Origin of the sequence: Mesorhizobium shonense, assembly GCF_040545255.1 — a bacterium.
Lineage (GTDB): Bacteria > Pseudomonadota > Alphaproteobacteria > Rhizobiales > Rhizobiaceae > Mesorhizobium > Mesorhizobium shonense.
The window spans coordinates 32,470-53,309 of the sequence record NZ_JBEPLM010000011.1 but is presented as its reverse complement, the minus strand read 5'-3'; the positions used below and the strand labels follow the sequence as shown (position 1 = coordinate 53,309).

Sequence of the window (20,840 nt, the reverse complement as noted above, 5' to 3'; positions counted from 1 at the left end):
CCGACAGCCTCTACCTCTATGAGCAATTCCAGGAAAAAGTGCGCCGCGGTTTTCCGTCCGGAATTGCGTGAAAAATGCGGGCCTGACGATGGAGAGGACGATGAACAAGACGGTCGAGGATCTGGCGAACCGCTGGCTGAAGCGGAAGCCTGACGGTCTTAGCGCCCTGGAGAGCCGGGTGCTGCAAAGCGCTATCGATCGCACAACCGTCACCCGCGACACCAACAAGGCCGTCGCCTTTCACCAGACCTATGGCGACCGCATCGCCGACACCATCGCCAGGGTCGGCGGCTCATGGTCCTTCATTCTCGGCTTCATCGCCTTTCTGATCCTGTGGACCTTCGGCAATGCCTGGCTGCTGATGCGCGACGCCTTCGATCCCTACCCGTTCATCTTTCTCAACCTCGTGCTCTCCATGATCGCCGCCCTGCAGGCGCCGGTGATCATGATGTCGCAAAACCGGCAGACCGAACGCGACCGCATCGACGCCGCACACGACTACGAGGTCAACCTGAAGGCGGAGATCGAGATCATGGCCCTGCATGAGAAGCTCGACGAACTGCGCCACAGCGAGATCATCGGCATGCGTCACGAGATACTGCGCATGGCCGAGCAGATCAGGCGCATCGACGAGAAGCTCTCGGCGCGGCCGGCAAGCTGATGACCGAAGCCATCCACCGTCTCATCGAGCAATACGGGCTGGTCGCGGTCTTCCTGGGCTGCGTCGCCGAGGGCGAAAGCGCCGCCATCCTTGGCGGCTTCTTCGCGCATCAGCAGATATTCGTGCTCTGGCAGGCCTTCCTGGCCGCGTTTCTCGGCGCCTTCGCCGGCGACACGTTCTTCTTCACTCTCGGCCGCAGCTTCGCCGACCATCCCTATGTCGTCGGGCTGCGCAAGCGGCCCGGTTTCCGGCGCGCCTACCGGCTGCTCAACACCCACCCCAACATCTTTGTGCTGACCAACCGCTACGTCTACGGGATGCGCCTTGTCGGCGGCATCGCCGCCGGGCTGTCGACCGTTTCGGTGCCGCGCTTTGTCATCCTGAACGCCATCTCATCGGCGGTCTGGGCGGCCTTGTTCGGCACCGTCGGCTACGTCTTCGGATTGGGCGCGGAACGCATGGTCGGCCAGGCCTTCGCCCGTCACGAGCGCCTGCTGATTGCGCTGGCCGTTGGTCTAGGGGTGGCGATCCTTGCCTGGCTGGTCGCCCGCCACTTTGCCCGAAGGGAACGCGTCAAGGACGCGAGCGATGGTCAGGCAAATCGCTGATCAGAGGGCAGCGCCTATGATCAGATCGGCGCCCCTGCGATGCGCTCGATGACAGCGATGACCCAGACACCGGCGGCAATCAGAATCGAAATCAGCACGGCGAGCGAGCCGCAGTCCTTGGCGAGCTGTATGTCGATATGGAACTCGCGGGAGATGGCGTCGCACGCCGCCTCGAGGCCGGTGTTGATCACCTCGACCACGATCAGGAGCAGAACCGCGCCGATCAGCAAGGCATAGCCGCGCCAGGATACCGAGATGAACCAGCCGGCCGGCAGGGCGAGCGCCAGGAGCATCAGCTCCTGCTGAAATGCTGTTTCGGTGGCCGCCAGCCTGCGGAAGGCCCGCACCGAATTGATAAAAGCGTCGATCAGCCGCTGCATGCCCAGCCCCGTTTCGAATCACAGTCAGGGGGGATATCGCAACGTCCAGATCAAGGGAATAAGACAGCCGCCGCAAAAATCATTCGTCCGCGACCTTTATCGATGGCGTCGACTTCTCGAATTGCGGCAATCCGTCGTCGATCGCGTAGTAATCTCCCTTGTCGCCGACAAAGATATGGCTCTCGGCCGACAGACCGCTCGGCCTGTCGAACGAACCTGCCATGATCGAGATGGTGTCCAGTTCGTTGTGCTTCCAGAACAGCACCGAGCCGCAACTGCGGCAGAAGCCACGTTTCGCAACTTCGGAAGCGCCGTACCAGGTGAGCGCATCGGCTCCTTCTATGTCGATGTCGGCATCCTTCGAGGAAGTCGCGGCAACGAAATGGCCGGTCTGCTTGCGGCATTGCGAGCAATGGCAATAGACCACGCCGCGCAAAGGGCCCCTCGTCCTGAAGCGCACCGCTCCGCACAGGCACGATCCACTGTGATTTCCATCCATCCCGGCCTCCTCTTACATCGCTTGTCTCGATCGTTGCCGGACAGAATTCCAGCTTTCCGGTCGCCGGGCGCAGGCAAATGCGACACCGAAAAGCCACGTTTCAAAAGCCATGTCCGCTCCGGATTACAGCCTGTGGTAGCAGAGAGGATGAGGAAATGCAGGCCATTAAGGAAACTTTAGCGCAACTGCATCTATGATTCCTGCAAGCGAAGGTCGTGTTGGGGACACGCCCTCGCATTCACGATTCCGATTCAATCCCCGCGTGGGCGACTCCCGGTGGTGGCAGGTCTCCGGTCGCACTGAAGGGTAGTGAACAGACTATGCAGCCGGCAGCCGTCCCGACCGACAGGAATAGCGACATCGCCAGCGCCGTTGTGGCGACCATGCGCCAGCTTGGCGTGCTCGGCCTGCCGCGCAACTACGAGATCTTCTACGAGGCGCTGAGCGGCAGCAATCACGAGCTCAGCCTTGCCGTCGTCTCGCTGAGCAACCGGCCGACGCAGGAGGACCTCGACCACATCGGGCGCACTTTCTTCCCGCAGCACCACGGTCCTGCCATCGTCGAGCACGCCCGCGAGATGGTCGCCAAGGAGCTCGAGGACATCGCCGCGCTGTTGCGCAGCGAGCGCACCCATATCGAGAAATACGGCCGCATCCTCGACGAGACGTCGAGCGGCTTGAGCAATCGCAGCCTGCTTTCCCAAGACCTGCTGCAGAAGATCGCCGGCGCCATGTCGACCGCCACCAGCTCGACGCTGGACCACAACCGCCAGGTCGCCAGCACGCTCAGCGAAAAGACTGCGGAGCTCGAAAGCGTCAAGTCGAAGCTCGAGGAATACAAGCGGCTCGCCGATACCGATCCGCTGACCCAGATCTGGAATCGCCGCGCCTTCGACAAGGAAATCACCCGCATCTACAACAGCAACCGCGGTATCCTGTTCAATGCGCTCATCCTTGCCGACATCGATCGCTTCAAGGACATCAACGACCGTTACGGCCACCCGGTCGGCGACAGGATCATCCAGATCGTCGCCGAGATCTTTCAAACCAGCATCCGCGCCGACATGTTCGTGGCCCGTACCGGCGGCGAGGAGTTCGCGCTCATCGTCGAAGGCGCCAGCGAGGACGCCACTTACCAGATCGCCGAGCGCATCCGCGTGCTGATCGAACAGACCCCGTTCACCAGCAGCCAGACCGGGATGAACTACGGCACGGTGACGGTCTCGATGGGCATCTGCATGGCCTCCGAGGCCGACAGCCCCGAAGACCTCTACACCAAGGCCGACCGCGCGCTCTACCGCTCCAAGGTCAACGGCCGCAACCGCGTGACCAGGCATTCCACCATGGCCGGCCGTGCCGGCAAGGGCTGGCTGCTCTACAAGAAAGACTGATCGACGGGCGAACCCATCCTTCAGACCCGCCTCTTTCCAAATGAATTTTTGTGGACTATATTTTCCACAGAAATAAAAGGGTGCGCTAAATGCAACGTCCAGTCGCTGCCGCGACGGCGGCGGAGAATGCCGTCATCACCAAGGCCACGCTGCGCGCGGCCGACCTGCTCGACATCACCGCGAGAACACTGGCGCTGGTCATCGGCGTCTCGGAAGCGACGGTCTCGCGCATGCGCAAGCAGGAATTCCTGCTCGAGCGCGGCACCAAGCCGTTCGAGCTCGCGGTGCTGTTCGTCCGGCTGTTCCGCTCGCTCGACGCCATCGTCGGCGGCGACGAGACCGTCGCCCGGGCATGGCTGAAGAACCCGAACACGGCGCTCGACGGCATGCCGCTCGAAAAGATCCTGACCATTGCCGGACTTGTCGATGTCATCGCCTACCTGGACTCCCGACGCGCTCTCGTCTGAGGCCGTCAGGCTCGAAGGCAAGTATTGGCGGATGGTCGAGGCGCAACACCGCGTCTCGACGCTGAAGCTTGTCGACACGCTCGACGAGCAGGGCCTGCTGGAGGACCTCATCGAGGAGACCAAGCCGCAGATCCCGCTCGAATGCCGCCATCTTCATTATCTGCTCGCGACGCCCTTCCGCTACGGTTCTATCTATCCGTACGGCTCGCGCTTTCGCCGCGCGGGCAAGACGAAAGGCGTCTACTACGCCGCCGAGACGGTGCTGACGGCGGTGACGGAAATGGCCTTCTACCGCCTGCTGTTCTTCGCTGAATCGCCGCAGACGCAATGGCCGAACGACGCGGCCGAATACACGGCCTTTGCCGCTTTGATCAAATGCGAGAAGGCTGTCGACCTCACCCGGCCACCGCTCGACCGCGACGAGAAGGCGTGGACGCATCCGACCGACTATGCCGCCTGCCAGGCCATCGCCGACGTCGCGCGCGAAGCCGAGATGCAGGCGATCCGCTACCGCTCGGCGCGCGATCCGAAAGGCGCCAACATCGCGCTGCTGACCTGCAGGGGTTTCGCCAAGGCCAAGCCGTTGGAGCCTCACACCTGGCGCATTCGCATCGGCTCGCTCGGCGTCCAGGCGATCTGCGAATTCCCGGACAAGCGGCTCGAGTTCTCGCGCACCGCTTTTGCCGATCCAAGGCTGGCGACCATGCGCTGGGAGCGCGCACGTTAAGCTAAAATGTTGACGGCGCGCGCCGCCACCAGCGCGATTGTCAGCAGCGAGATCATCGCCTCGGCCATCATCAGCAGCTTGGCGCGCTGGCTGAGCGGCAAGGTGTCGGTCGGCGAGAACGCCGTCGCGTTGGTGAAGGCGAGGAACACGTAGTCGACGAAGCCGGGCAGCCAGTCCCGCGTTTCGCGATCGGGCAGCGTCATCTGCGGGAACAGGAAATCGGCATGCGCGCGCTTGACTAGGCCACAGGTCGGCGGGCCGCCGCGATCGGTGCTCCAGAACCATAGCGCGAAGACGATGACATTGGTGACCCAGATGTTCAGCGCATCGACGAGCAGCGTCGTGCCGGCGCCGGCATGGCCCTCGAGCAGCTTCTGGACCAGAAAGACCAGCGAGCCGCAATTCATGATGCTGATGACGCCGGTCATCACCAAGGCGGTGCGGCGAATGAAGACGCGAAACCGGCCGATCGCGTACCAATGTTCGTGGTCGACGGCGTTCTGCGTCGCCATTTGCGTCCAAGCCGTCGCGATCGACAAAGGCACGAGCAGCGCCGCCTCTATCGCAGGCGCAAGCCAGCGCGGACCGAACGACAGGTCGTTGATGACCAGAAGCTGCAGGCAGATGACGACGAGCACCGCCGCGCGCGCCGACCAGAAATCGATTGCGCGATGATGGATGATGGCGTGCTGGTGGCGCATGGTGGAACCTGAATCCTGCGCGCGGCCTCTCGGCCGCGGCGGCGACACCTCCACCTTAATCTTGGTCTCGCGATGGTCGCGTAACTATAAATTTTCGTAAGGTTTGGCTGACGTCGCCTCGCGGGACCGGTCCCAAACGAAAGAGCGCCGGATTTCCTCCAGCGCCCGGGTTCGATCGCCAGCAAGTGGCTTAAAAGCATGTCTCCCGAAAGTGGGCCCGGTTTCGGGACGAAGACATGCTTAAAATCAAGAACCTAAAGCGGGTCGCGTGGATCCTTTTTCGCGCGACCTGCTTTAGGCGCTGGCGGCCTGCTTGTGCTCGACCGGATGGCTCTTCTTCAGAAGGTCCGAGACCAGGAAGGCCAGCTCGATCGCCTGGTCGGCGTTGAGGCGCGGATCGCAATGGGTGTGGTAGCGGTCCTGCAGGTCTTCCGCCGTGATGGCGCGGGCGCCGCCGGTGCATTCGGTGACGTTCTTGCCGGTCATCTCGACATGGATGCCGCCCGGATGCGTGCCCTCGGCGCGGTGAACCTCGAAGAAGGTCTGCACTTCCTTGAGAATGCGGTCGAAGGGCCGCGTCTTGTAGCCGGCCGCCTCGATCGTGTTGCCGTGCATCGGGTCGGACGACCATACGACGTTTCGCCCCTCCTTCTTCACCGCCCGCACCAGCTTCGGGAGATGCTCGGCGACCTTGTCGGAGCCGAAGCGCGCGATCAGCGTCAGCCGGCCGGGCTCGTTCTCGGGATTGAGCAGGTCGATCAGTTCGAGCAGGCCGTCCGGCGTCAGCGACGGGCCGCATTTCAGGCCGAGCGGGTTCTTGATGCCGCGGCAATATTCGATATGCGCATGGTCGGGCTGGCGGGTACGGTCGCCGACCCAGATCATGTGGCCGGAGGTCGCGTACCAGTCGCCGGAGGTCGAGTCGACGCGCGTCAGCGCCTCCTCGTAGCCCAGCAGCAGCGCCTCGTGGCTGGTGTAGAAATCGGTCTCGCGCAGCGCGAAATTGGTTTCCGACGTTATGCCGACCGCGCGCATGAAATCCATCGTCTCGGTGATGCGGTTGGCCAGCGACTCGTATTTCTCGCCCTGCGGGCTGTCGGCGACGAAGCCCAGCATCCAGCGATGCACGTTTTCCAGGCTGGCATAGCCGCCCTGCGCGAAGGCGCGCAGAAGATTGAGCGTCGCCGCCGACTGGCGGTACGCCATCTCCTGCCGCGCCGGATCCGGGATGCGCGAGGAAGCATCGAATTCGATGCCGTTGATGATGTCGCCGCGATAGCTCGGCAGCGTCACGCCGGCCTTGGTCTCGTTGTCGGAGGAGCGCGGCTTGGCGAACTGGCCGGCGACGCGGCCGACCTTCACCACCGGCTGTGCGCCGGCGAAGGTGAGCACCACTGACATCTGCAGGAAGACGCGGAAGAAGTCGCGGATGTTGTCGGCGCCATGCTCGGCAAAGCTTTCGGCGCAGTCGCCGCCCTGGAGCAGGAAGGCTTCGCCGGCGGCGACCGCCGCCAGTTGCTTCTTCAGCTTGCGCGCCTCACCGGCAAAAACCAGCGGCGGATAGGTGGCGAGCCGCGCTTCCGTGGCCCGCAGCGCCGCAAGGTCCGGGTAGGCCGGAACCTGCTTGATCGGCTTTGCTCTCCACGAATTCGGCGACCATTTCGTCATCGCTGCACCCAACGCCCTTTCAGAGCAATCCCAGGAAACGGTTTCCCGTCCGGAATAGCGTCAATAACAAGCAGGCGCCCTCGCCTGCAAAATCTGCCCTGTACCCAGGATCGCGGCTCCTTACACGAAGCCGATTTCCTATTCTAGCCGGGAATTTCAGCAGTGGCGAATGCCTTGGCCACCCGAGGTAGGTCGAGATTCAGGTCAGGCCGAGCCGAAAATGGTGGTTTCCGAGAACCGGAGCGGAGCGTACTTGAAAGTACGTGAGCACCGGACGCGCAGGAAATCGCCATTTGCAGGCCGGCCTCACCTGAATATCGACCTGCCTTAGGCGGCTTTGTCGACCAGCCGCGCCAATTGCGTCATCACAACCGCCGAGCCGGCCAGGCGTTTCTCCGCGTTCGGCCAGTCGCGGATGAAGACGACGCTGTGGTCGGCCCTGATCTTGGCCAATGAGCCCTGCTCGCCGATGAACTTGACCAGCCCGACCGGATTGGGGAATTCGCGCTTGCGGAAATGGATGACCACTCCCTTGGGGCCGGCGTCGAGCTTCTCGACATTGGCCCTGCGGCAGAGCGCCTTGATGAAGACGATCTTCAGAAGATGCGTCACCTCTTCCGGCAGCGGCCCGAACCGGTCGATCAGCTCGGCGCCGAAGCCATCGATCTCCTCGGTGGTTTCGAGATCACCGAGGCGGCGATAGAGCGCCATCCTGAGCTGCAAATCGGGCACATAGCTTTCCGGGATCATCACGGCGGTGCCGACGGCGATCTGCGGCGACCAGCCGCCATCCTGCACTTCGCCCGAATCCTTCACCTCGGCCACCGCCTCTTCCAGCATCTGCTGGTAAAGCTCGAAACCGACCTCCTTGATGTGGCCGGACTGCTCTTCGCCCAGCAGATTGCCGGCGCCCCGAATGTCGAGATCGTGGCTGGCAAGCTGGAAGCCGGCGCCGAGCGTGTCGAGCGACTGCAGCACCTTCAGCCGCCGCTCGGCGGTGTCGGTGAGCTTGCGGTTGGCCGGCAGCGTGAACAGCGCATAGGCGCGCACCTTGGAGCGGCCCACACGACCGCGCAGCTGATAGAGCTGCGCCAGGCCGAACATATCGGCGCGGTGGATGATCAGTGTGTTCGCCGTCGGGATGTCGAGGCCGGATTCGACGATGGTCGTCGACAGAAGCACGTCGTACTGGCCGTCGTAGAAAGCGTTCATGATGTCGTCGAGCTCGCCGGCCGGCATCTGGCCATGGGCGACCGCCACCTTCAGCTCCGGCACGGATTCTCTCAGGAAATCATGGATTTCCGAAAGATCGCTGATGCGCGGCACCACATAGAAGGAGTGGCCGCCGCGATAGCGCTCGCGCAGCAGCGTTTCGCGGATGACCAGCGTATCGAAGGGGGAGATGAAGGTGCGCACCGCCATGCGGTCGACCGGCGGCGTGGCGATCAGCGACAGCTCGCGCACGCCGGTCAGCGCCAGCTGCAGCGTGCGCGGGATCGGCGTCGCCGACAGCGTCAGCACATGCACGTCGTTCTTCAGCTCCTTCAGCCGCTCCTTGTGCTTGACGCCGAAATGCTGCTCCTCGTCGATGATCAGCAGGCCGAGATTCTTGAACGAAATCGAAGACCCGAGCAGCGCATGGGTGCCGACGACGACGTCGACCGTGCCGTCGGCGACACCCTTCTTGGTTTCGGCCAGTTCCTTGGAACCGACCAGGCGCGAGGCCTGCGCGATGCGGATCGGCAGGCCGGAGAAGCGCTGCGAGAAGGTCTTGAAATGCTGCCGCGACAACAGCGTCGTCGGCACCACGACCGCGACCTGGAACCCTTCCAGGGCCGCGATGAAGGCGGCGCGCAGCGCCACTTCCGTCTTGCCAAAGCCGACGTCGCCGCAGACCAGCCGGTCCATGGGCTTGCCGGCGCCAAGATCGTCCATCACGGAATCGATCGCCGTCTGCTGGTCGTCGGTTTCCTCGTAAGGAAAGCGTGCCGCGAACTCGCCATAGAGGCCTTCGGCCGGGATCATGGCGGGCGCCGCGCGCATCTGCCGCTCGGCGGCGATGCGGATCAACTGTCCGGCCATGTCGAGCAGGCGTCGCTTCAGTCGCGCCTTGCGCGCCTGCCAGGCGCCGCCGCCGAGCTTGTCGAGTGGGGCCTCGGCCGAATCCGAGCCGTAGCGCGACAGAAGCTCGATGTTTTCCACCGGCAGGAACAGCCGGTCGTCGCCGGCATAGTGGATTTCCAGGCAATCATGCGGCGCGCCCACCGCTTCGATGGTGCGCAGGCCGATAAATCGCCCGATACCGTGATCGGTATGGACGACAATGTCGCCCGACGACAGCGACGAAGCCTCGGCGATGAAGTCGGACGCGCGTTTCTTGCGCTTCGCGCGGCGGATCAGCCTGTCGCCAAGGATGTCCTGCTCGGCGACGACGAGCAGCTTGTCGGTCTCGAAGCCGGATTCGAGCGGCAGCACGGCAAGCCCCGCCTGCCCCGTCTCCAGCTTTTCAACCTCGGCAAGCGTGGCGACGGGCTTGAGGTTGCCGAGATGGTGTTCGGCGAGGATCTGACCAAGACGGTCGAGCGAGCCTTCGGTCCAGCCGGCGACGATAACCCGGCGGCGCGCTGCACGCTCGTCGGCAATATGCTTCACCACCACGTCGAAGACGTTGGTGTTCGGGTCGGCGCGCTCCTCGGCGAAGCTGCGGCCATGCCGTGAGCCGGCATGAAAGACCTTCTTGGCTCCAACATCCGGCGCATCGAAGACGGTGAAGTCGATGTCCTCGCGCGGGCCAAGCGAAGCCCTGAGGTTCTCCGGCGACAGATAGAGCAGATCCGGCGCCACCGGCTTGTAGGGCACCGCGTCCTTAAGCGCGGCGTCGGCCTGCTTGCGGCGCGCCTCATAGTGGTCGAGGATCAGCGTATGGCGCTCGGCCAGCGCCTCATGCGCCAAGTGATCAAAGACGACAGGCGCATCCGGCAGGTAGTCGAAGACGGTTTCCAGCCGCTCGTAGAAGAAGGGCAGCCAATGCTCCATGCCGGCAAAACGCCGGCCTTCGCTGACCGCGGCATAGAGCGCATCGTCGCGCGACGGCGCGCCGAAGGCCTCGATATAGGAGCGGCGGAAGCGGCTGATCGTCTCCGGCGTCAGCGCCACTTCGCTCATCGCCTGCAGCGCCATCGACTTGCGCTGCCCGGTGGTTCGCTGGGTCGCGACGTCGAAGACACGGATCGATTCTAGCGTGTCGCCGAAAAAGTCGAGCCTCAGCGCCTCGCTCCAGCCGGGCGCGAACAGATCGAGGATGCCGCCGCGCACCGCGAATTCGCCGACGTCGCGCACGGTCGGCACGCGCTCGAAACCGGAATTCTCCAGCCGCGCGATCAGCACGTTCATGTCGATCTGGTTGCCGGGCTTGGCATGGAAAGTCTGCGCTTCGATCAACGCGGCCGGCGGAATGCGCTGCAGGAGCGCATTCGCCGTTGTGAGGATCACGGCGCGATGCGGCTTCCTGGCGAGCGCAATGATGGCGGAAAGCGCATCGAGCCGCCGCGCTGCGGCATCCGCGCCCGGCGAAACACGGTCGTAAGGCAGGCAGTCCCAGGCCGGCAGTTCGAGCACCGGCAGGCCGGGTGCCGCAAAGGCCAGCGCCTCGATGATCGCCGGCAGCCGCTGGCCGTCGCGCGCGACGAACAGCACCGGCTTGTCGGGCGCGATCTCGTGCGCGGTCCGCACCAGTGCGAAAGCTTCGTAGCCGTCGGCGACGCCGTCGACGATGAACTGGCCGGCGCGGCCCTTGGGCAGGCCGATGGAAGGAATGAGGCTCATCGATATGCGTTTTTCAAAATGTCATGGTCCGGCGCGACGCCAGGATCTTTTGCAGCACAGTGCAATCGATATCGGGCGGAACCGGACGTTCGCCGGTGACCATCGGCAGGAATTCAGTGTCGGGGATTTCGAGGAGCTTTTCATATTGGTCGATTTCGTCGCCGGTCAAGGCGCCGATCTCGGCATCGGCGAAGGAACCGAGGATGAGGTCCATCTCGCGCATGCCGCGATGCCAGGAGCGGAACAGGAGCTTACGGCGGCGGGCGTCCAGTCCCTCGCTTGATCGCTGTGTTCCGGTCATCGCGCCGCATCCCTGTTCGAAGCGGCGCATATAGCGTGGATAGCGACCGGTGTCAGCCTTTGCGCTGCGGCCGTCGCGACATAAGCTGACAACATGCGTCCTTCCATCCTCGATCCCTTGTTTGTCCCGATAACCTCGCTTGCCGGCATTGGCCCGAAAGTCGGGACCATGATCGAACGGGTCGTGCCCGCCGACCTCGGCGACCGTCCCGCACGCGCCGCCGACCTATTGTTCGTCTTACCCAACACGGTGATCGACCGCCGCAACCGGCCTGGCATCGCGCTTTCGGCCGAAGGCCAGATCGTCACGCTCGAGGTACGTGTCGACCGTCATCAGCCGCCGCCCCCGCGCAACAAGTCGGTGCCCTACCGCGTCTACGCCCATGACGACACCGGCGAGATCGCGCTGACCTTCTTCCATGCCCATGCCGCGTATCTGCAGAAGATGCTGCCGGAAGGCGAACGTGTCGTGATCTCCGGCCGCATGGAGTGGTTCAACGGCCGCCCGACCATGGTCCATCCCGACCATATCGCGCCGATCGACGAGGCCGAGGGTCTGCCGCTGGTCGAGCCGGTCTATCCGCTCACCGCCGGCCTGTCGGCCAAGGTGCTGCGCCGCGCCATCGGGCAAGCACTCGGCCGCCTGCCGGAACTGCCGGAATGGCAGGACGACGCCTTCATGCGCCGGCACACTTTTCCCGCCTTCGGCGATGCGCTCGCCCGCATCCATAACCCAGCCGACCCAATCGACGTCGCCGTCGAGGGATCGGCCTGGCGGCGCCTGGCTTACGACGAATTTCTGGCCGGACAGGTGTCGCTGGCGCTGGTGCGGGCCAGAATACGCCGCCTGTCGGGGCGGCCGCTGGTCGGCGACGGCCGCATCGTCGAAAAGCTGCGCGCGGCCCTGCCTTACAAGCTCACCCCTAGCCAGGAATTCGCGCTCGGCGAAATCAATGCCGACCTCGCCGATCCCGAACGCATGCTGCGCCTGCTGCAGGGCGATGTCGGCTCCGGCAAGACGGTGGTCGCCCTGCTCGCCATGGGACGCGCGGTGGAGGCAGGCGGCCAGGCGGCGCTGATGGCACCGACCGAGATCCTGGCGCGCCAGCATCTGGCGACAATCGCGCCGCTCGCGGAAAAAGCCGGGCTGCGCACGGCCGTCCTGACCGGGCGCGAGAAGGGCCGCGAGCGCACGGAGACGCTGGAGGGACTCGCCAGCGGCGCCATCGACATCGTCGTCGGCACCCACGCGCTGTTCCAGGAAACGGTGACGTTCCACGACCTCGTGCTTGCCGTGGTCGACGAGCAGCACCGCTTCGGCGTCCACCAGAGGCTGGCGATCACCGCCAAAGGCGATGCGCCCGACATGCTGGTGATGACCGCGACGCCCATTCCGCGCACGCTGGTGCTCACCGCCTTCGGCGACATGGATGTCTCGAAGCTCACCGAAAAACCCGCCGGCCGCCAGCCGATCCGCACTGTCACCTTGCCGATGGAGCGGCTGGACGAATTGGTCGGGCGCATGGTTGACGCCGTCGCCGAAGGCCAGAAGATTTATTGGATCTGCCCGCTGGTCGAGGAATCCGAAGAGATCAAGCTGATGTCGGCGGAGGACCGTTTTGCGTCGCTGAAGCCGCTTTTCGGCGACCGGATCGGCCTCGTGCACGGCCGCATGAAGGGCGCCGAGAAGGATGAGGCAATGCGCGCCTTCAAGCAAGGCGAGACGCGCATCCTGATCGCGACCACCGTGATCGAGGTCGGTGTCGACGTGCCGGACGCGACGATCATGGTCATCGAGCATGCTGAGCGCTTCGGCCTCGCCCAGTTGCACCAGCTGCGCGGCCGGGTTGGGCGCGGCGACAAGCCGTCATCCTGCGTGCTGCTCTACAAGGACCCGCTCGGCGAGACGGCGAAGCGCCGGCTTTCAGTGATGCGCGAGACCGAGGACGGCTTTCGCATCGCCGAGGAGGACCTGAAGCTGCGCGGCGAAGGCGAGCTGCTTGGCACCCGCCAGTCCGGCACACCCGGCTTCCAGGTGGCGCGCATCGAGTTCCACGCCGACCTGCTCGAAGCCGCGCGCGACGATGCCCGCCTGATCTTGTCGCGCGATCCGGAACTGCAGTCCGAACGTGGCGAGGCGCTCCGGCTGCTGCTTTACCTGTTCGGACGCGATGAAGCGGTGCGCTTGCTGCGCGCCGGCTGAGGCCCGGCGCCGAGCGGCGGGTTGGCAAGCGGACCCTCGATCCGTTCGCCGTTCAGCGTCACCAGCTTGGTCTTGACCTCCGGCGCCACCATGCCGGCCGAAACGATCAGCTTGGCGCCGTCCTCGATGGTCATGTCGAGCGGTACGATCTCGGATTTCAGCACATACATCAGGAAGCCGGTGGTCGGGTTCGGCGTGCACGGCATGAACACCGCGATCAGCGGATCGCCTTCCTGGTCGAGCTTCTGGTTGATCTCGGTTTCCTTCTCGCTGGCGACGAAGACCAGCGACCAAACCCCTTTTCGCGGGTATTCGACCAGGCCGACCTGGCGGAACAGGTCGCCCTTATTCGACAGCACCGTCTCGAAAATCTGCTTCAGCGAACCGTAGATGCCGCGCACCAGCGGCATGCGGCCGAGCAGCCGCTCGCCGAAATTGACGATGGCGCGGCCGACGATGTTCGCCGTCAGGAAGCCGATCAGCGTGATCAGCACCAGCGCCACGATAAGTCCGAAGCCGGGCACCGGGAATGGCAGATAGGTGTCGGGATTGTAGCGAGCGGGAATATAAGGCTTCACCCAGGAATCGACCCAGCCGATGAGGGACCAGGCGATATAGGCGGTGATCGCCAGCGGTGCGCAGACGATGAAGCCGGTCAGGAAATAGTTCCTGAGCCGGGTCATGCCAGAGGTCTTCAGGGCGTCGGACATGAGTTCACCGCAGCGCAGGTTGCAATGCCAGATTAGTGAACCGCGAGCCGGTTTGGAATTGCGAAGTTTTTAAAGATGCCCGCTAAGCCGCCGCATCCATCGGCACGATCTTCTCAAGTTCCGCCGCGATCTTTCCCGCCTCGGTCTCGAGTTCGTAGGCCTTCTGGAAGTTCATCCAGAACTCGGGCGTGGTGTTGAAGAACCTGGCAAGGCGAAGGGCGGTATCCGGAGTCAAGCCGACCTCCTCCTTCACAATTCGTTCGATGCGGGTCCGCGGGAGATTAAGTTTCTTCGCAAGTGCGCCGGCACTCATGCTTAGCGGCACCAGATACTCCTCGCGTAGGAATTCCCCGGGGTGGATAGGGCGTGCGAACTTGACCATAGCTCAGTATCCTCAATGGGTTAGGGGTGGGTGCCCTTCCCCACGACGTGTATCATGCTATGATACAAAGCCAAACGGAAGCTGCTTCCGTTGGGATTAGCCGAGACATCCTTCCTTTCGTCATCCACGGGCGAAGCAGGAGCGCAGCTCCTGCGCAGACCCGAGGATCCATTCCGTGACGTCTGCCGAAGGATACAACATCTCAGAATAGTCACCTGATCAACCATCCGTTATTCTTCATGCATGACGGGATATGTCTATATGACAGCAAGCAAGAAGCGCGGCACCATCTACACTGGTGTCACGAACGATCTTGGCCGTCGGATGCCGGAGCACAGGTCCGGCGAAGGCTCGCGCTTTACCGGGCGCTACGGCGTGCAGCGTCTGGTCTGGTACGAGGAATATTTCGACATCCGCGATGCCATCCAGCGCGAAAAATCGCTGAAACGCTGGCCGCGCCAGTGGAAAATCGAATTAGTCGAAAGGACCAATCCGGAGTGGTTCGAGCTTTTTCGCGGCACCGGCTGGTAGCGCCTAATTCTGCGATGCTTTGATCGCTCCAACGTCACGGAATGGATCCTCGGGTCTGCGCAGGAGCTACGCTCCTGCTCCGCCCGTGGATGACGAAAGAAGGGGCCGCAGCGCCGAGAACCTACTCCACCGTCACCGACTTCGCCAGATTGCGTGGCTGGTCGACGTCGGTGCCCATGAACACGGCGGTGAAATAGGCGAGCATCTGGATCGGCAGCGCATAGATGATCGGCGAGATGATCTCCGGCACATCGGGCAGGATGATCGTCTCCATCGTCTTGATGCCCGCCTGAGCGGCGCCCTTGGCGTCGGTGATCAGGATGATCTTGCCGCCGCGCGCCGCCACTTCCTGCATGTTCGACACCGTCTTTTCGAAGATGCGGTCATGCGGCGCGATCACGATCACCGGCATGTTCTCGTCGATCAGCGCGATCGGCCCGTGCTTCAGCTCGCCGCCGGCATAGCCCTCGGCATGGATGTAGGAGATTTCCTTGAGCTTCAGCGCCCCTTCCATGGCTAAAGGGAAATTGGTGTCGCGCCCGAGATAGAGCACGTCCTTGTAGCGGGAGAGCTCGCGCGAGATGCGTTCGATCTGCTCGTCGAGCTTCAGCACCTGGGTGGCGAAGCGCGGCGCCTCGGAAAGCTCGCGCACCAGCTGCCGCTCCTCATCGCGCGAGATCGTGCCGCGCGCCACGCCGGCGCGCACGGCAAGGGCAGCGAGAACCGACAGCTGGCAAGTAAAAGCCTTGGTCGAGGCGACGCCGATCTCCGGCCCGGCCAGCGTCGGCAGCACGACGTCGGATTCGCGCGCCATGGTCGATTCGCGCACATTGACGACGGCGCCGATCTTCATACCGGCCTGGCGGCAGTAGCGCAGCGAAGCCAGCGTGTCGGCGGTCTCGCCCGACTGCGAGATGAAGAAGGCCGCATCGTTCGCTGAAAGCGGCATCTCGCGGTAGCGGAATTCGGAGGCGACGTCGATGTCGACCGGCAGCCGCGCATAGCGCTCGAACCAGTATTTGCTGATCAGCCCTGCGAGATAGGCGGTGCCGCAGGCCGAGAGCGCCAGCCGGCCGATCCTGGCGAAGTCGAACGGCAGTTCGAGCGGCTTCGACACACCGGAGACGAAATCCACGTAATGCGCCAGCGTGTGCGAGATCACCTCCGGCTGCTCATGGATTTCCTTTTCCATGAAATGGCGGCGGTTGCCCTTGTCGACCATGAAGCTGGTCGACAGCGACTGCTGCCGCTTGCGGTCGACCTTATTGCCGTCGATGTCGTAGATGGTGACGCTGTTGCGGCGCACTTCCGCCCAGTCGCCGTCTTCCAGATAGGTAACCGCGTTGGTGAAGGGCGCCAGCGCGATGGCGTCGGAGCCGAGGAACATTTCGCCGTCGCCATGGCCGACGGCCAAAGGCGGACCGTTGCGGGCGCCGACGATCAGATCCTCGTCGCCCTTGAACATGATGGCCAGCGCAAAGGCGCCGGAGAGCCGCTTCAGCGCCTGATGCGCCGCCTGGACCGGCTTCAGCCCCTTGGCGAGCTCCCGCGCCACCAGATGGGCGACGACCTCGGTGTCGGTCTGCGAGGAGAAGGTATAGCCGTCACGGACAAGCTCGTCGCGCAGCTCGGCAAAATTCTCGATGATGCCGTTGTGGACGATGGCAACGCCCTCGGAAAAATGCGGATGCGCGTTGGTCTCGTTCGGCACGCCATGTGTTGCCCAGCGCGTGTGGCCGATGCCGATCGTGCCGTCGAGCGGCTCTTCCTTCAGCCGGCGTTCCAGATTGATCAGTTTGCCTTCGGCGCGGCGGCGGCCGAGCGCGCCCTTCTCGATGGTGGCGACGCCGGCCGAGTCATAACCGCGATATTCCAGCCGCTTCAGCGCATCGACGATGAGCGGCGCGACCTGCGAATGGCCGACAATTCCAACGATACCGCACATGCCTACCCCCGATTCCCTGCAGAAACCCAGCGCTATCTAGGGATTGCCGGATTGCCGCGAAAGTCACTTTGCGTTTCGTTCCGTGTCAGCCGGAACGGTTTTGCACCGATGCACCATGCCAGGGCGCGCTTGCAATCCGGTTACCGCAATTGCTTGGTTTTTCGCGGCGCAGGTCCCCGATTGTTCATCGGCACCGGTCGCGTCAGCACGGAAGCCGCCTTTACTTGTCACACTGCCGCCTTCTTCCGCACCGCGGCGGCCGAGGCGAAGCGCTCCCGCAATTCCTTGCCTTTGCCGGGCAGCGTCTTCTGGCGGGCGCGGCCGAAGGCCAGTGCATCGTCGGGCACGCTTTCGGTGATCACGCTGCCCGAGGCTATGTAGCCGCCCTTGCCGATCGTGAGCGGCGCCACCAGCGAGGAGTTCGAGCCGACGAACGCGCCCTCGCCGATGTCGGTGAAGAATTTCGAGTAGCCGTCATAATTGCAGGTGATGGTGCCGGCACCGATATTGGCCCCGGCGCCGACACGCGCGTCGCCGATATAGGTCAGGTGATTGACCTTGGCGCCCTCCTCGACCGTCGCCTGCTTGACCTCACAGAAATTGCCCACTTTCGCCCTCTGCTTGAGATCGGCGCCCGGCCGCAGCCGCGCGAACGGCCCGACGTCGCAATTCGAAGCGATCGTCGCCCCTTCGACATGACTGAAGGCGTGTATCCTGGCGCCCGAGGCGATCTTGACGCCAGGACCGAACCAGACATTCGGCTCGACGATCGTGTCGGCGCCGATTTCGGTGTCGTGTGAGAAATAGACGGTTTCGGGCGCGATCAGCGTCGCGCCGGAAAGCATCGCCTCGCGCCGCCGGCGCGCCTGCCAGATGCCTTCCGCCTCGGCGAGTTCGGCCCGGTTGTTGATGCCGAGCGCGCTCTCGAAACTGGCCTCCGTGGCGACGACATCGAGGCCTTCCGCCCCCGCGATCTCGACGATGTCGGTGAGGTAGAACTCGCCCTTGGCATTGCTGTTGCCGACCTTGTCGAGCAATCGAAGCGCATGCTTGCCGGCCACCGCCATCATCCCGGCATTGCAGAAGCCGATCTTCTTCTCCGCCTCGGAGCAGTCCTTCTCCTCACGGATGGCGACCAGCCGGCCGCCTTTTTCGATCAGTCGGCCATAGCCGGTCGGATTGGGCGGGCGGAAGCCGATCACCGCAACGGCCGTGCCCTCCGCCAGTTTCTGCCGCGCGGCGGCCAATGCCGCTGCGTCGATCAGAGGCGTGTCGCCGAACATGACGAGAATGTCGTCATAACCCTTTGATATAGCTTCACGGGCGGCAAGAACGGCATGTGCGGTGCCGAGCCGCTTGTCCTGCACGAAGGTCTCGGCCTTCGGCGCGAATTTCTGTGCCGCCTTTCTCATCTCGTCGGCGCCATGACCGATCACCAGCGCCAAACCCGTCGCCCCGGCAGCCTCGGCCGCCTTCACCACATGCGCCACCATCGGCAGGCCGGCGATGGCATGCAGCACCTTGGGCATGGCACTTTTCATGCGCGTGCCTTCGCCGGCGGCGAGGATGACGGACAGGCAGGATCTCTGGCTCATGGATCGGCAACCGTATGAAATTGGATCAGGAATGGAAAACGCTTAGCATCTGGCGGCATGCTGCACCAATGCGGTTAAATTCCGGTGAGATGGAAGAGCAGCTGACTCTTAATCAGCGAGTCTCTGAGGGCAACCGTCCCTACGCCAAGCCGTGCTTCTTGAATTCCGCCTGCTCGTCGCCGGCGATCCAGCCAAATACCTTCAGGCTGCCGTCGCGCCGTTCTAGGAGATAATCGACCTCGAAATCGATGGTCACGGGACTTTTGTCCTTGCGCTCATACTCGCCCGACCATTGCACCTTGGCCACGCAATGGTCCTGGTCGATCGGCGTTACCGATACCTCCTTGCAGGTCATCTTCTTGCTGCCCATCGCGCGATAGGCCTCAAAACCCTTCTTCATAATGTCTTTCAACTGTTGGCCGTTCTCGCCGACCATGACCCCTGCGGGCGTCACCGAGACAAAGCCGGTCGAGTAGTTTCCGGCAACGTCGTTTAGATTGACGTTGCCGGCGATCGCATCGCGGTAGACCTTCTCATACGTCTTGAAGAACGTCTCGGCGTCTGTCTTGGATATCATTTCGCTCCCCACGAAAGTCGCAAACACACGAATTCCGCTGACCAACGCGACCGCTCGGTCATCGTTCCTGCGCTGGCGGAACTACCCCAGCCGTCCCAGTACCGGAAAATTCTCCAGCAGCCAGTAAGACGCGCTCTGCACTCCGCCGGTCAGGAAGAACACGCCAGCGACCACCAGCAGCGCGCCGATCGCCTTCTCGACGCGGCCGAGATGGACGCGGAATTTGCCGAGGAAGCGCATGAAGGCGCCGGAAAACAGCGCCGCGACTAGGAAGGGGATGCCGAGGCCGAGCGAATAGGCGGCGAGCAGCAACGCGCCCTCGCCCACCGTCTCGCGCCCGCCGGCTAAAGTCAGGATCGGCCCCAGCACCGGGCCGATGCAGGGCGTCCAGCCGAAAGCGAAGGCCAGTCCCATGACATAGGCGGCGATCATGCTGGCGGGCTTGCCCTGCGACTGGAAGCGCGCCTCTCGCGACAAAAGCGGAATGCGCAATATGCCGAGAAAGTTCAGGCCCATGACGATGATCAGCGCGCCCGCTACCATCGCCAGCGGTTCCTGCCAGACGCGCAGCAGCCTGCCGATGGTCGAGGCGCCTGCGCCGAGCGCGACGAAGACGGTCGAGAAGCCGAGCACGAAGGCCAAAGAGGCATAAAGCAGCGCGCCACGCGTGCCGTCACTTGCCGTCATGCCTTGATTGCCGCGGAAATCATCGACGGACACGCCCGCCATGTAGCAGAGATAGGGCGGTACCAGCGGCAGCACGCAAGGCGACAGGAACGAGATCGCCCCTGCCCCGACCGCGCTGACATAGCCGATGTCCAATGCCATTTCATGAAGCCCGATTGTGCTGGCGCCGATATAGCGATGCCGGAGCCCTCGTGCCAATCACCATTGTGTGGCACGTGGTCGCCCGGCCGAGGAAGAAACGGCCTTCGCTGTGCGTTGACTGAACGGGCGCGCGATTGCCGCGCTTGTTCTCAGGGAGGTTAATCATGAAATCGATTGCGCTTGGATTCGCGGCTCTCTTGCTCGGCACGGCCGCATCCCATGCCGCCGAGGCGTGGAAGGAGGCCGAAGTCGGCGGCAAGAAAATCTATACCGATGGCATGGGCATGACGCTTTACACCTATGACAAGGACGAGAAGGGCAAGTCCAACTGCTACGACAAATGCGCCGCCAACTGGCCGCCGTTGAAGGCCGAGGCCGGCGCCAAGGCGGATGATGAATGGACGATCGTCGATCGCACCGACGGCACCAAGATGTGGGCCTATGACGGCAAGCCGGTCTACACCTTCGTCAAGGACAAGAAGGCCGGCGATATGACCGGCGAAGGCGTCGCCGGCGCCTGGCACGTCGTCGCGGCCGACTGAATTCTCCCGGACAGGCTGCCGGACATCTTTTCACCGGCAGCCTGTCCCGCTGCGTCGCTGACGGCACCTGCCTCGATATTGTCGACTCGCGCCGGTGAGCCGACCCTCTTCCTGTGCTCCGGGACACGAACCGCCACGTCCCGAAAAATGTGATCTTCGCCATACACTCTTAGAGTGTATCGCTTGCGCCGGGTCCGCAAATTGGGCCCTTCCCCTTGACCGATTGCAAAAGCACGGCCATGTGAGCGACGAAAAGAGTGGGATTTCGTCGTGCGCCGCGGAGTTCTTCCGCCGCCTCAC

20 protein-coding genes are annotated in these 20,840 nt (G+C 63.5%); 8 read left to right on the top strand and 12 right to left on the bottom strand.

Annotated elements, in window-relative coordinates:
• Positions 1–100 precede the first annotated feature (100 nt).
• On the top strand, positions 101–661 hold the full coding sequence (locus ABID26_RS24980; RefSeq protein WP_126099896.1) for a DUF1003 domain-containing protein: 561 nt from the start codon (positions 101–103) through the stop codon (positions 659–661).
• On the top strand, positions 661–1,269 hold the full coding sequence (locus ABID26_RS24975; RefSeq protein ID WP_126099895.1) for a DedA family protein: 609 nt from the start codon (positions 661–663) through the stop codon (positions 1,267–1,269). Before ABID26_RS24980 ends, ABID26_RS24975 begins: the two co-directional genes overlap by 1 nt.
• Positions 1,270–1,289: 20 nt before the next feature.
• Here ABID26_RS24975 and ABID26_RS24970 read toward each other — a convergent pair whose 3' ends face one another.
• Complete coding sequence (locus ABID26_RS24970; protein WP_292298952.1) at positions 1,290–1,649, bottom strand: diacylglycerol kinase; 360 nt, start codon at positions 1,647–1,649, stop codon at positions 1,290–1,292.
• A gap of 79 nt (positions 1,650–1,728) precedes the next feature.
• Positions 1,729–2,148, bottom strand: a complete 420-nt coding sequence (locus ABID26_RS24965) for a GFA family protein (RefSeq protein WP_126099893.1) — start codon at positions 2,146–2,148, stop codon at positions 1,729–1,731.
• Between the two features lie 320 nt (positions 2,149–2,468).
• On the opposite strand from ABID26_RS24965, the gene ABID26_RS24960 reads away from it, so the two are divergent.
• The 3 genes from ABID26_RS24960 to ABID26_RS24950 all read left to right on the top strand — a co-directional run bounded on the left by ABID26_RS24960 (position 2,469) and on the right by ABID26_RS24950 (position 4,733).
• Positions 2,469–3,539, top strand: coding sequence for a GGDEF domain-containing protein (locus ABID26_RS24960; protein WP_126099892.1), 1,071 nt, complete (start codon positions 2,469–2,471; stop codon positions 3,537–3,539).
• 89 nt (positions 3,540–3,628) lie between these two features.
• On the top strand, positions 3,629–4,006 hold the full coding sequence (locus ABID26_RS24955) for an antitoxin Xre/MbcA/ParS toxin-binding domain-containing protein (protein WP_126099891.1): 378 nt from the start codon (positions 3,629–3,631) through the stop codon (positions 4,004–4,006).
• A complete protein-coding gene (locus ABID26_RS24950) occupies positions 3,966–4,733 on the top strand; it encodes an RES family NAD+ phosphorylase (RefSeq protein WP_292344494.1) in 768 nt (255 codons plus the stop codon). The genes ABID26_RS24955 and ABID26_RS24950 overlap by 41 nt, the downstream gene beginning before the upstream one ends.
• Here the strand turns inward: ABID26_RS24950 and ABID26_RS24945 are convergent.
• The 4 genes from ABID26_RS24945 to ABID26_RS24930 all read right to left on the bottom strand — a co-directional run bounded on the left by ABID26_RS24945 (position 4,730) and on the right by ABID26_RS24930 (position 11,228).
• Positions 4,730–5,434: a hypothetical protein gene (locus ABID26_RS24945; RefSeq protein ID WP_126099889.1), complete on the bottom strand. Its 705-nt coding sequence runs from the start codon at positions 5,432–5,434 to the stop codon at positions 4,730–4,732. The genes ABID26_RS24950 and ABID26_RS24945 overlap by 4 nt on opposite strands.
• Positions 5,435–5,728: 294 nt before the next feature.
• Positions 5,729–7,102 carry a class II 3-deoxy-7-phosphoheptulonate synthase gene (locus ABID26_RS24940; RefSeq protein WP_126099888.1) on the bottom strand — a complete coding sequence of 458 codons (1,374 nt, stop codon included), beginning with the start codon at positions 7,100–7,102 and terminating at the stop codon, positions 5,729–5,731.
• 327 nt (positions 7,103–7,429) lie between these two features.
• Positions 7,430–10,927 carry a transcription-repair coupling factor gene (mfd, locus tag ABID26_RS24935; RefSeq protein ID WP_292373643.1) on the bottom strand — a complete coding sequence of 1,166 codons (3,498 nt, stop codon included), beginning with the start codon at positions 10,925–10,927 and terminating at the stop codon, positions 7,430–7,432.
• Positions 10,928–10,940: 13 nt separating this feature from the next.
• On the bottom strand, positions 10,941–11,228 hold the full coding sequence (locus ABID26_RS24930) for a succinate dehydrogenase assembly factor 2 (RefSeq protein WP_126099886.1): 288 nt from the start codon (positions 11,226–11,228) through the stop codon (positions 10,941–10,943).
• A gap of 93 nt (positions 11,229–11,321) precedes the next feature.
• Between ABID26_RS24930 and recG the strand changes: the two genes are divergently transcribed.
• Positions 11,322–13,430, top strand: a complete 2,109-nt coding sequence (recG, locus tag ABID26_RS24925) for an ATP-dependent DNA helicase RecG (RefSeq protein ID WP_292344492.1) — start codon at positions 11,322–11,324, stop codon at positions 13,428–13,430.
• Here the strand turns inward: recG and ABID26_RS24920 are convergent.
• Together ABID26_RS24920 and ABID26_RS24915 are read right to left on the bottom strand one after the other, a co-directional pair.
• The gene (locus ABID26_RS24920; RefSeq protein ID WP_292298942.1) at positions 13,382–14,140 is read right to left on the bottom strand and encodes a DUF502 domain-containing protein; all 759 of its coding nucleotides are present in this window, start codon (positions 14,138–14,140) and stop codon (positions 13,382–13,384) included. The two genes, recG and ABID26_RS24920, sit on opposite strands and share 49 nt — an antisense overlap.
• A gap of 82 nt (positions 14,141–14,222) precedes the next feature.
• The gene (locus ABID26_RS24915; RefSeq protein WP_292298940.1) at positions 14,223–14,522 is read right to left on the bottom strand and encodes a HigA family addiction module antitoxin; all 300 of its coding nucleotides are present in this window, start codon (positions 14,520–14,522) and stop codon (positions 14,223–14,225) included.
• Between the two features lie 243 nt (positions 14,523–14,765).
• Between ABID26_RS24915 and ABID26_RS24910 the strand changes: the two genes are divergently transcribed.
• Positions 14,766–15,053, top strand: a complete 288-nt coding sequence (locus ABID26_RS24910) for a GIY-YIG nuclease family protein (RefSeq protein WP_126099882.1) — start codon at positions 14,766–14,768, stop codon at positions 15,051–15,053.
• A gap of 121 nt (positions 15,054–15,174) precedes the next feature.
• Here ABID26_RS24910 and glmS read toward each other — a convergent pair whose 3' ends face one another.
• From glmS to ABID26_RS24890, 4 genes are all read right to left on the bottom strand, one after another.
• Positions 15,175–16,998, bottom strand: coding sequence for a glutamine--fructose-6-phosphate transaminase (isomerizing) (gene glmS / locus ABID26_RS24905; protein WP_292344491.1), 1,824 nt, complete (start codon positions 16,996–16,998; stop codon positions 15,175–15,177).
• Positions 16,999–17,225: 227 nt separating this feature from the next.
• Positions 17,226–18,593 carry a bifunctional UDP-N-acetylglucosamine diphosphorylase/glucosamine-1-phosphate N-acetyltransferase GlmU gene (glmU, locus tag ABID26_RS24900; protein WP_292338479.1) on the bottom strand — a complete coding sequence of 456 codons (1,368 nt, stop codon included), beginning with the start codon at positions 18,591–18,593 and terminating at the stop codon, positions 17,226–17,228.
• A gap of 139 nt (positions 18,594–18,732) precedes the next feature.
• Positions 18,733–19,170 carry a nuclear transport factor 2 family protein gene (locus ABID26_RS24895; protein WP_292298933.1) on the bottom strand — a complete coding sequence of 146 codons (438 nt, stop codon included), beginning with the start codon at positions 19,168–19,170 and terminating at the stop codon, positions 18,733–18,735.
• A gap of 81 nt (positions 19,171–19,251) precedes the next feature.
• Positions 19,252–19,998 carry a cytochrome c biogenesis CcdA family protein gene (locus tag ABID26_RS24890; protein ID WP_292298931.1) on the bottom strand — a complete coding sequence of 249 codons (747 nt, stop codon included), beginning with the start codon at positions 19,996–19,998 and terminating at the stop codon, positions 19,252–19,254.
• 164 nt (positions 19,999–20,162) lie between these two features.
• On the opposite strand from ABID26_RS24890, the gene ABID26_RS24885 reads away from it, so the two are divergent.
• Entirely contained in the window at positions 20,163–20,540 is a 378-nt protein-coding gene (locus ABID26_RS24885) for a COG4315 family predicted lipoprotein (protein ID WP_292298929.1), read from the top strand.
• The last annotated feature ends 300 nt before the right edge of the window (positions 20,541–20,840 follow it).

What these genes read in the sequence shown, in the direction of transcription:
- ABID26_RS24910 (WP_126099882.1), top strand. Translation starts at nt 14,766, where the DNA reads ATGACGGGATATGTCTATATGACAGCAAGCAAGAAGCGCGGCACCATC.
- ABID26_RS24915 (WP_292298940.1), bottom strand. Translation starts at nt 14,522, where the DNA reads ATGGTCAAGTTCGCACGCCCTATCCACCCCGGGGAATTCCTACGCGAG.
- ABID26_RS24945 (WP_126099889.1), bottom strand. Translation starts at nt 5,434, where the DNA reads ATGCGCCACCAGCACGCCATCATCCATCATCGCGCAATCGATTTCTGG.
- ABID26_RS24890 (WP_292298931.1), bottom strand. Translation starts at nt 19,998, where the DNA reads ATGGCATTGGACATCGGCTATGTCAGCGCGGTCGGGGCAGGGGCGATC.
- ABID26_RS24940 (WP_126099888.1), bottom strand. Translation starts at nt 7,102, where the DNA reads ATGACGAAATGGTCGCCGAATTCGTGGAGAGCAAAGCCGATCAAGCAG.
- ABID26_RS24885 (WP_292298929.1), top strand. Translation starts at nt 20,163, where the DNA reads ATGAAATCGATTGCGCTTGGATTCGCGGCTCTCTTGCTCGGCACGGCC.
- ABID26_RS24955 (WP_126099891.1), top strand. Translation starts at nt 3,629, where the DNA reads ATGCAACGTCCAGTCGCTGCCGCGACGGCGGCGGAGAATGCCGTCATC.
- glmU (WP_292338479.1), bottom strand. Translation starts at nt 18,593, where the DNA reads ATGAGCCAGAGATCCTGCCTGTCCGTCATCCTCGCCGCCGGCGAAGGC.
- ABID26_RS24950 (WP_292344494.1), top strand. Translation starts at nt 3,966, where the DNA reads ATGTCATCGCCTACCTGGACTCCCGACGCGCTCTCGTCTGAGGCCGTC.
- ABID26_RS24970 (WP_292298952.1), bottom strand. Translation starts at nt 1,649, where the DNA reads ATGCAGCGGCTGATCGACGCTTTTATCAATTCGGTGCGGGCCTTCCGC.
- glmS (WP_292344491.1), bottom strand. Translation starts at nt 16,998, where the DNA reads ATGTGCGGTATCGTTGGAATTGTCGGCCATTCGCAGGTCGCGCCGCTC.
- ABID26_RS24975 (WP_126099895.1), top strand. Translation starts at nt 661, where the DNA reads ATGACCGAAGCCATCCACCGTCTCATCGAGCAATACGGGCTGGTCGCG.
- ABID26_RS24965 (WP_126099893.1), bottom strand. Translation starts at nt 2,148, where the DNA reads ATGGATGGAAATCACAGTGGATCGTGCCTGTGCGGAGCGGTGCGCTTC.
- ABID26_RS24930 (WP_126099886.1), bottom strand. Translation starts at nt 11,228, where the DNA reads ATGACCGGAACACAGCGATCAAGCGAGGGACTGGACGCCCGCCGCCGT.
- ABID26_RS24960 (WP_126099892.1), top strand. Translation starts at nt 2,469, where the DNA reads ATGCAGCCGGCAGCCGTCCCGACCGACAGGAATAGCGACATCGCCAGC.
- recG (WP_292344492.1), top strand. Translation starts at nt 11,322, where the DNA reads ATGCGTCCTTCCATCCTCGATCCCTTGTTTGTCCCGATAACCTCGCTT.
- mfd (WP_292373643.1), bottom strand. Translation starts at nt 10,927, where the DNA reads ATGAGCCTCATTCCTTCCATCGGCCTGCCCAAGGGCCGCGCCGGCCAG.
- ABID26_RS24895 (WP_292298933.1), bottom strand. Translation starts at nt 19,170, where the DNA reads ATGATATCCAAGACAGACGCCGAGACGTTCTTCAAGACGTATGAGAAG.
- ABID26_RS24920 (WP_292298942.1), bottom strand. Translation starts at nt 14,140, where the DNA reads ATGTCCGACGCCCTGAAGACCTCTGGCATGACCCGGCTCAGGAACTAT.
- ABID26_RS24980 (WP_126099896.1), top strand. Translation starts at nt 101, where the DNA reads ATGAACAAGACGGTCGAGGATCTGGCGAACCGCTGGCTGAAGCGGAAG.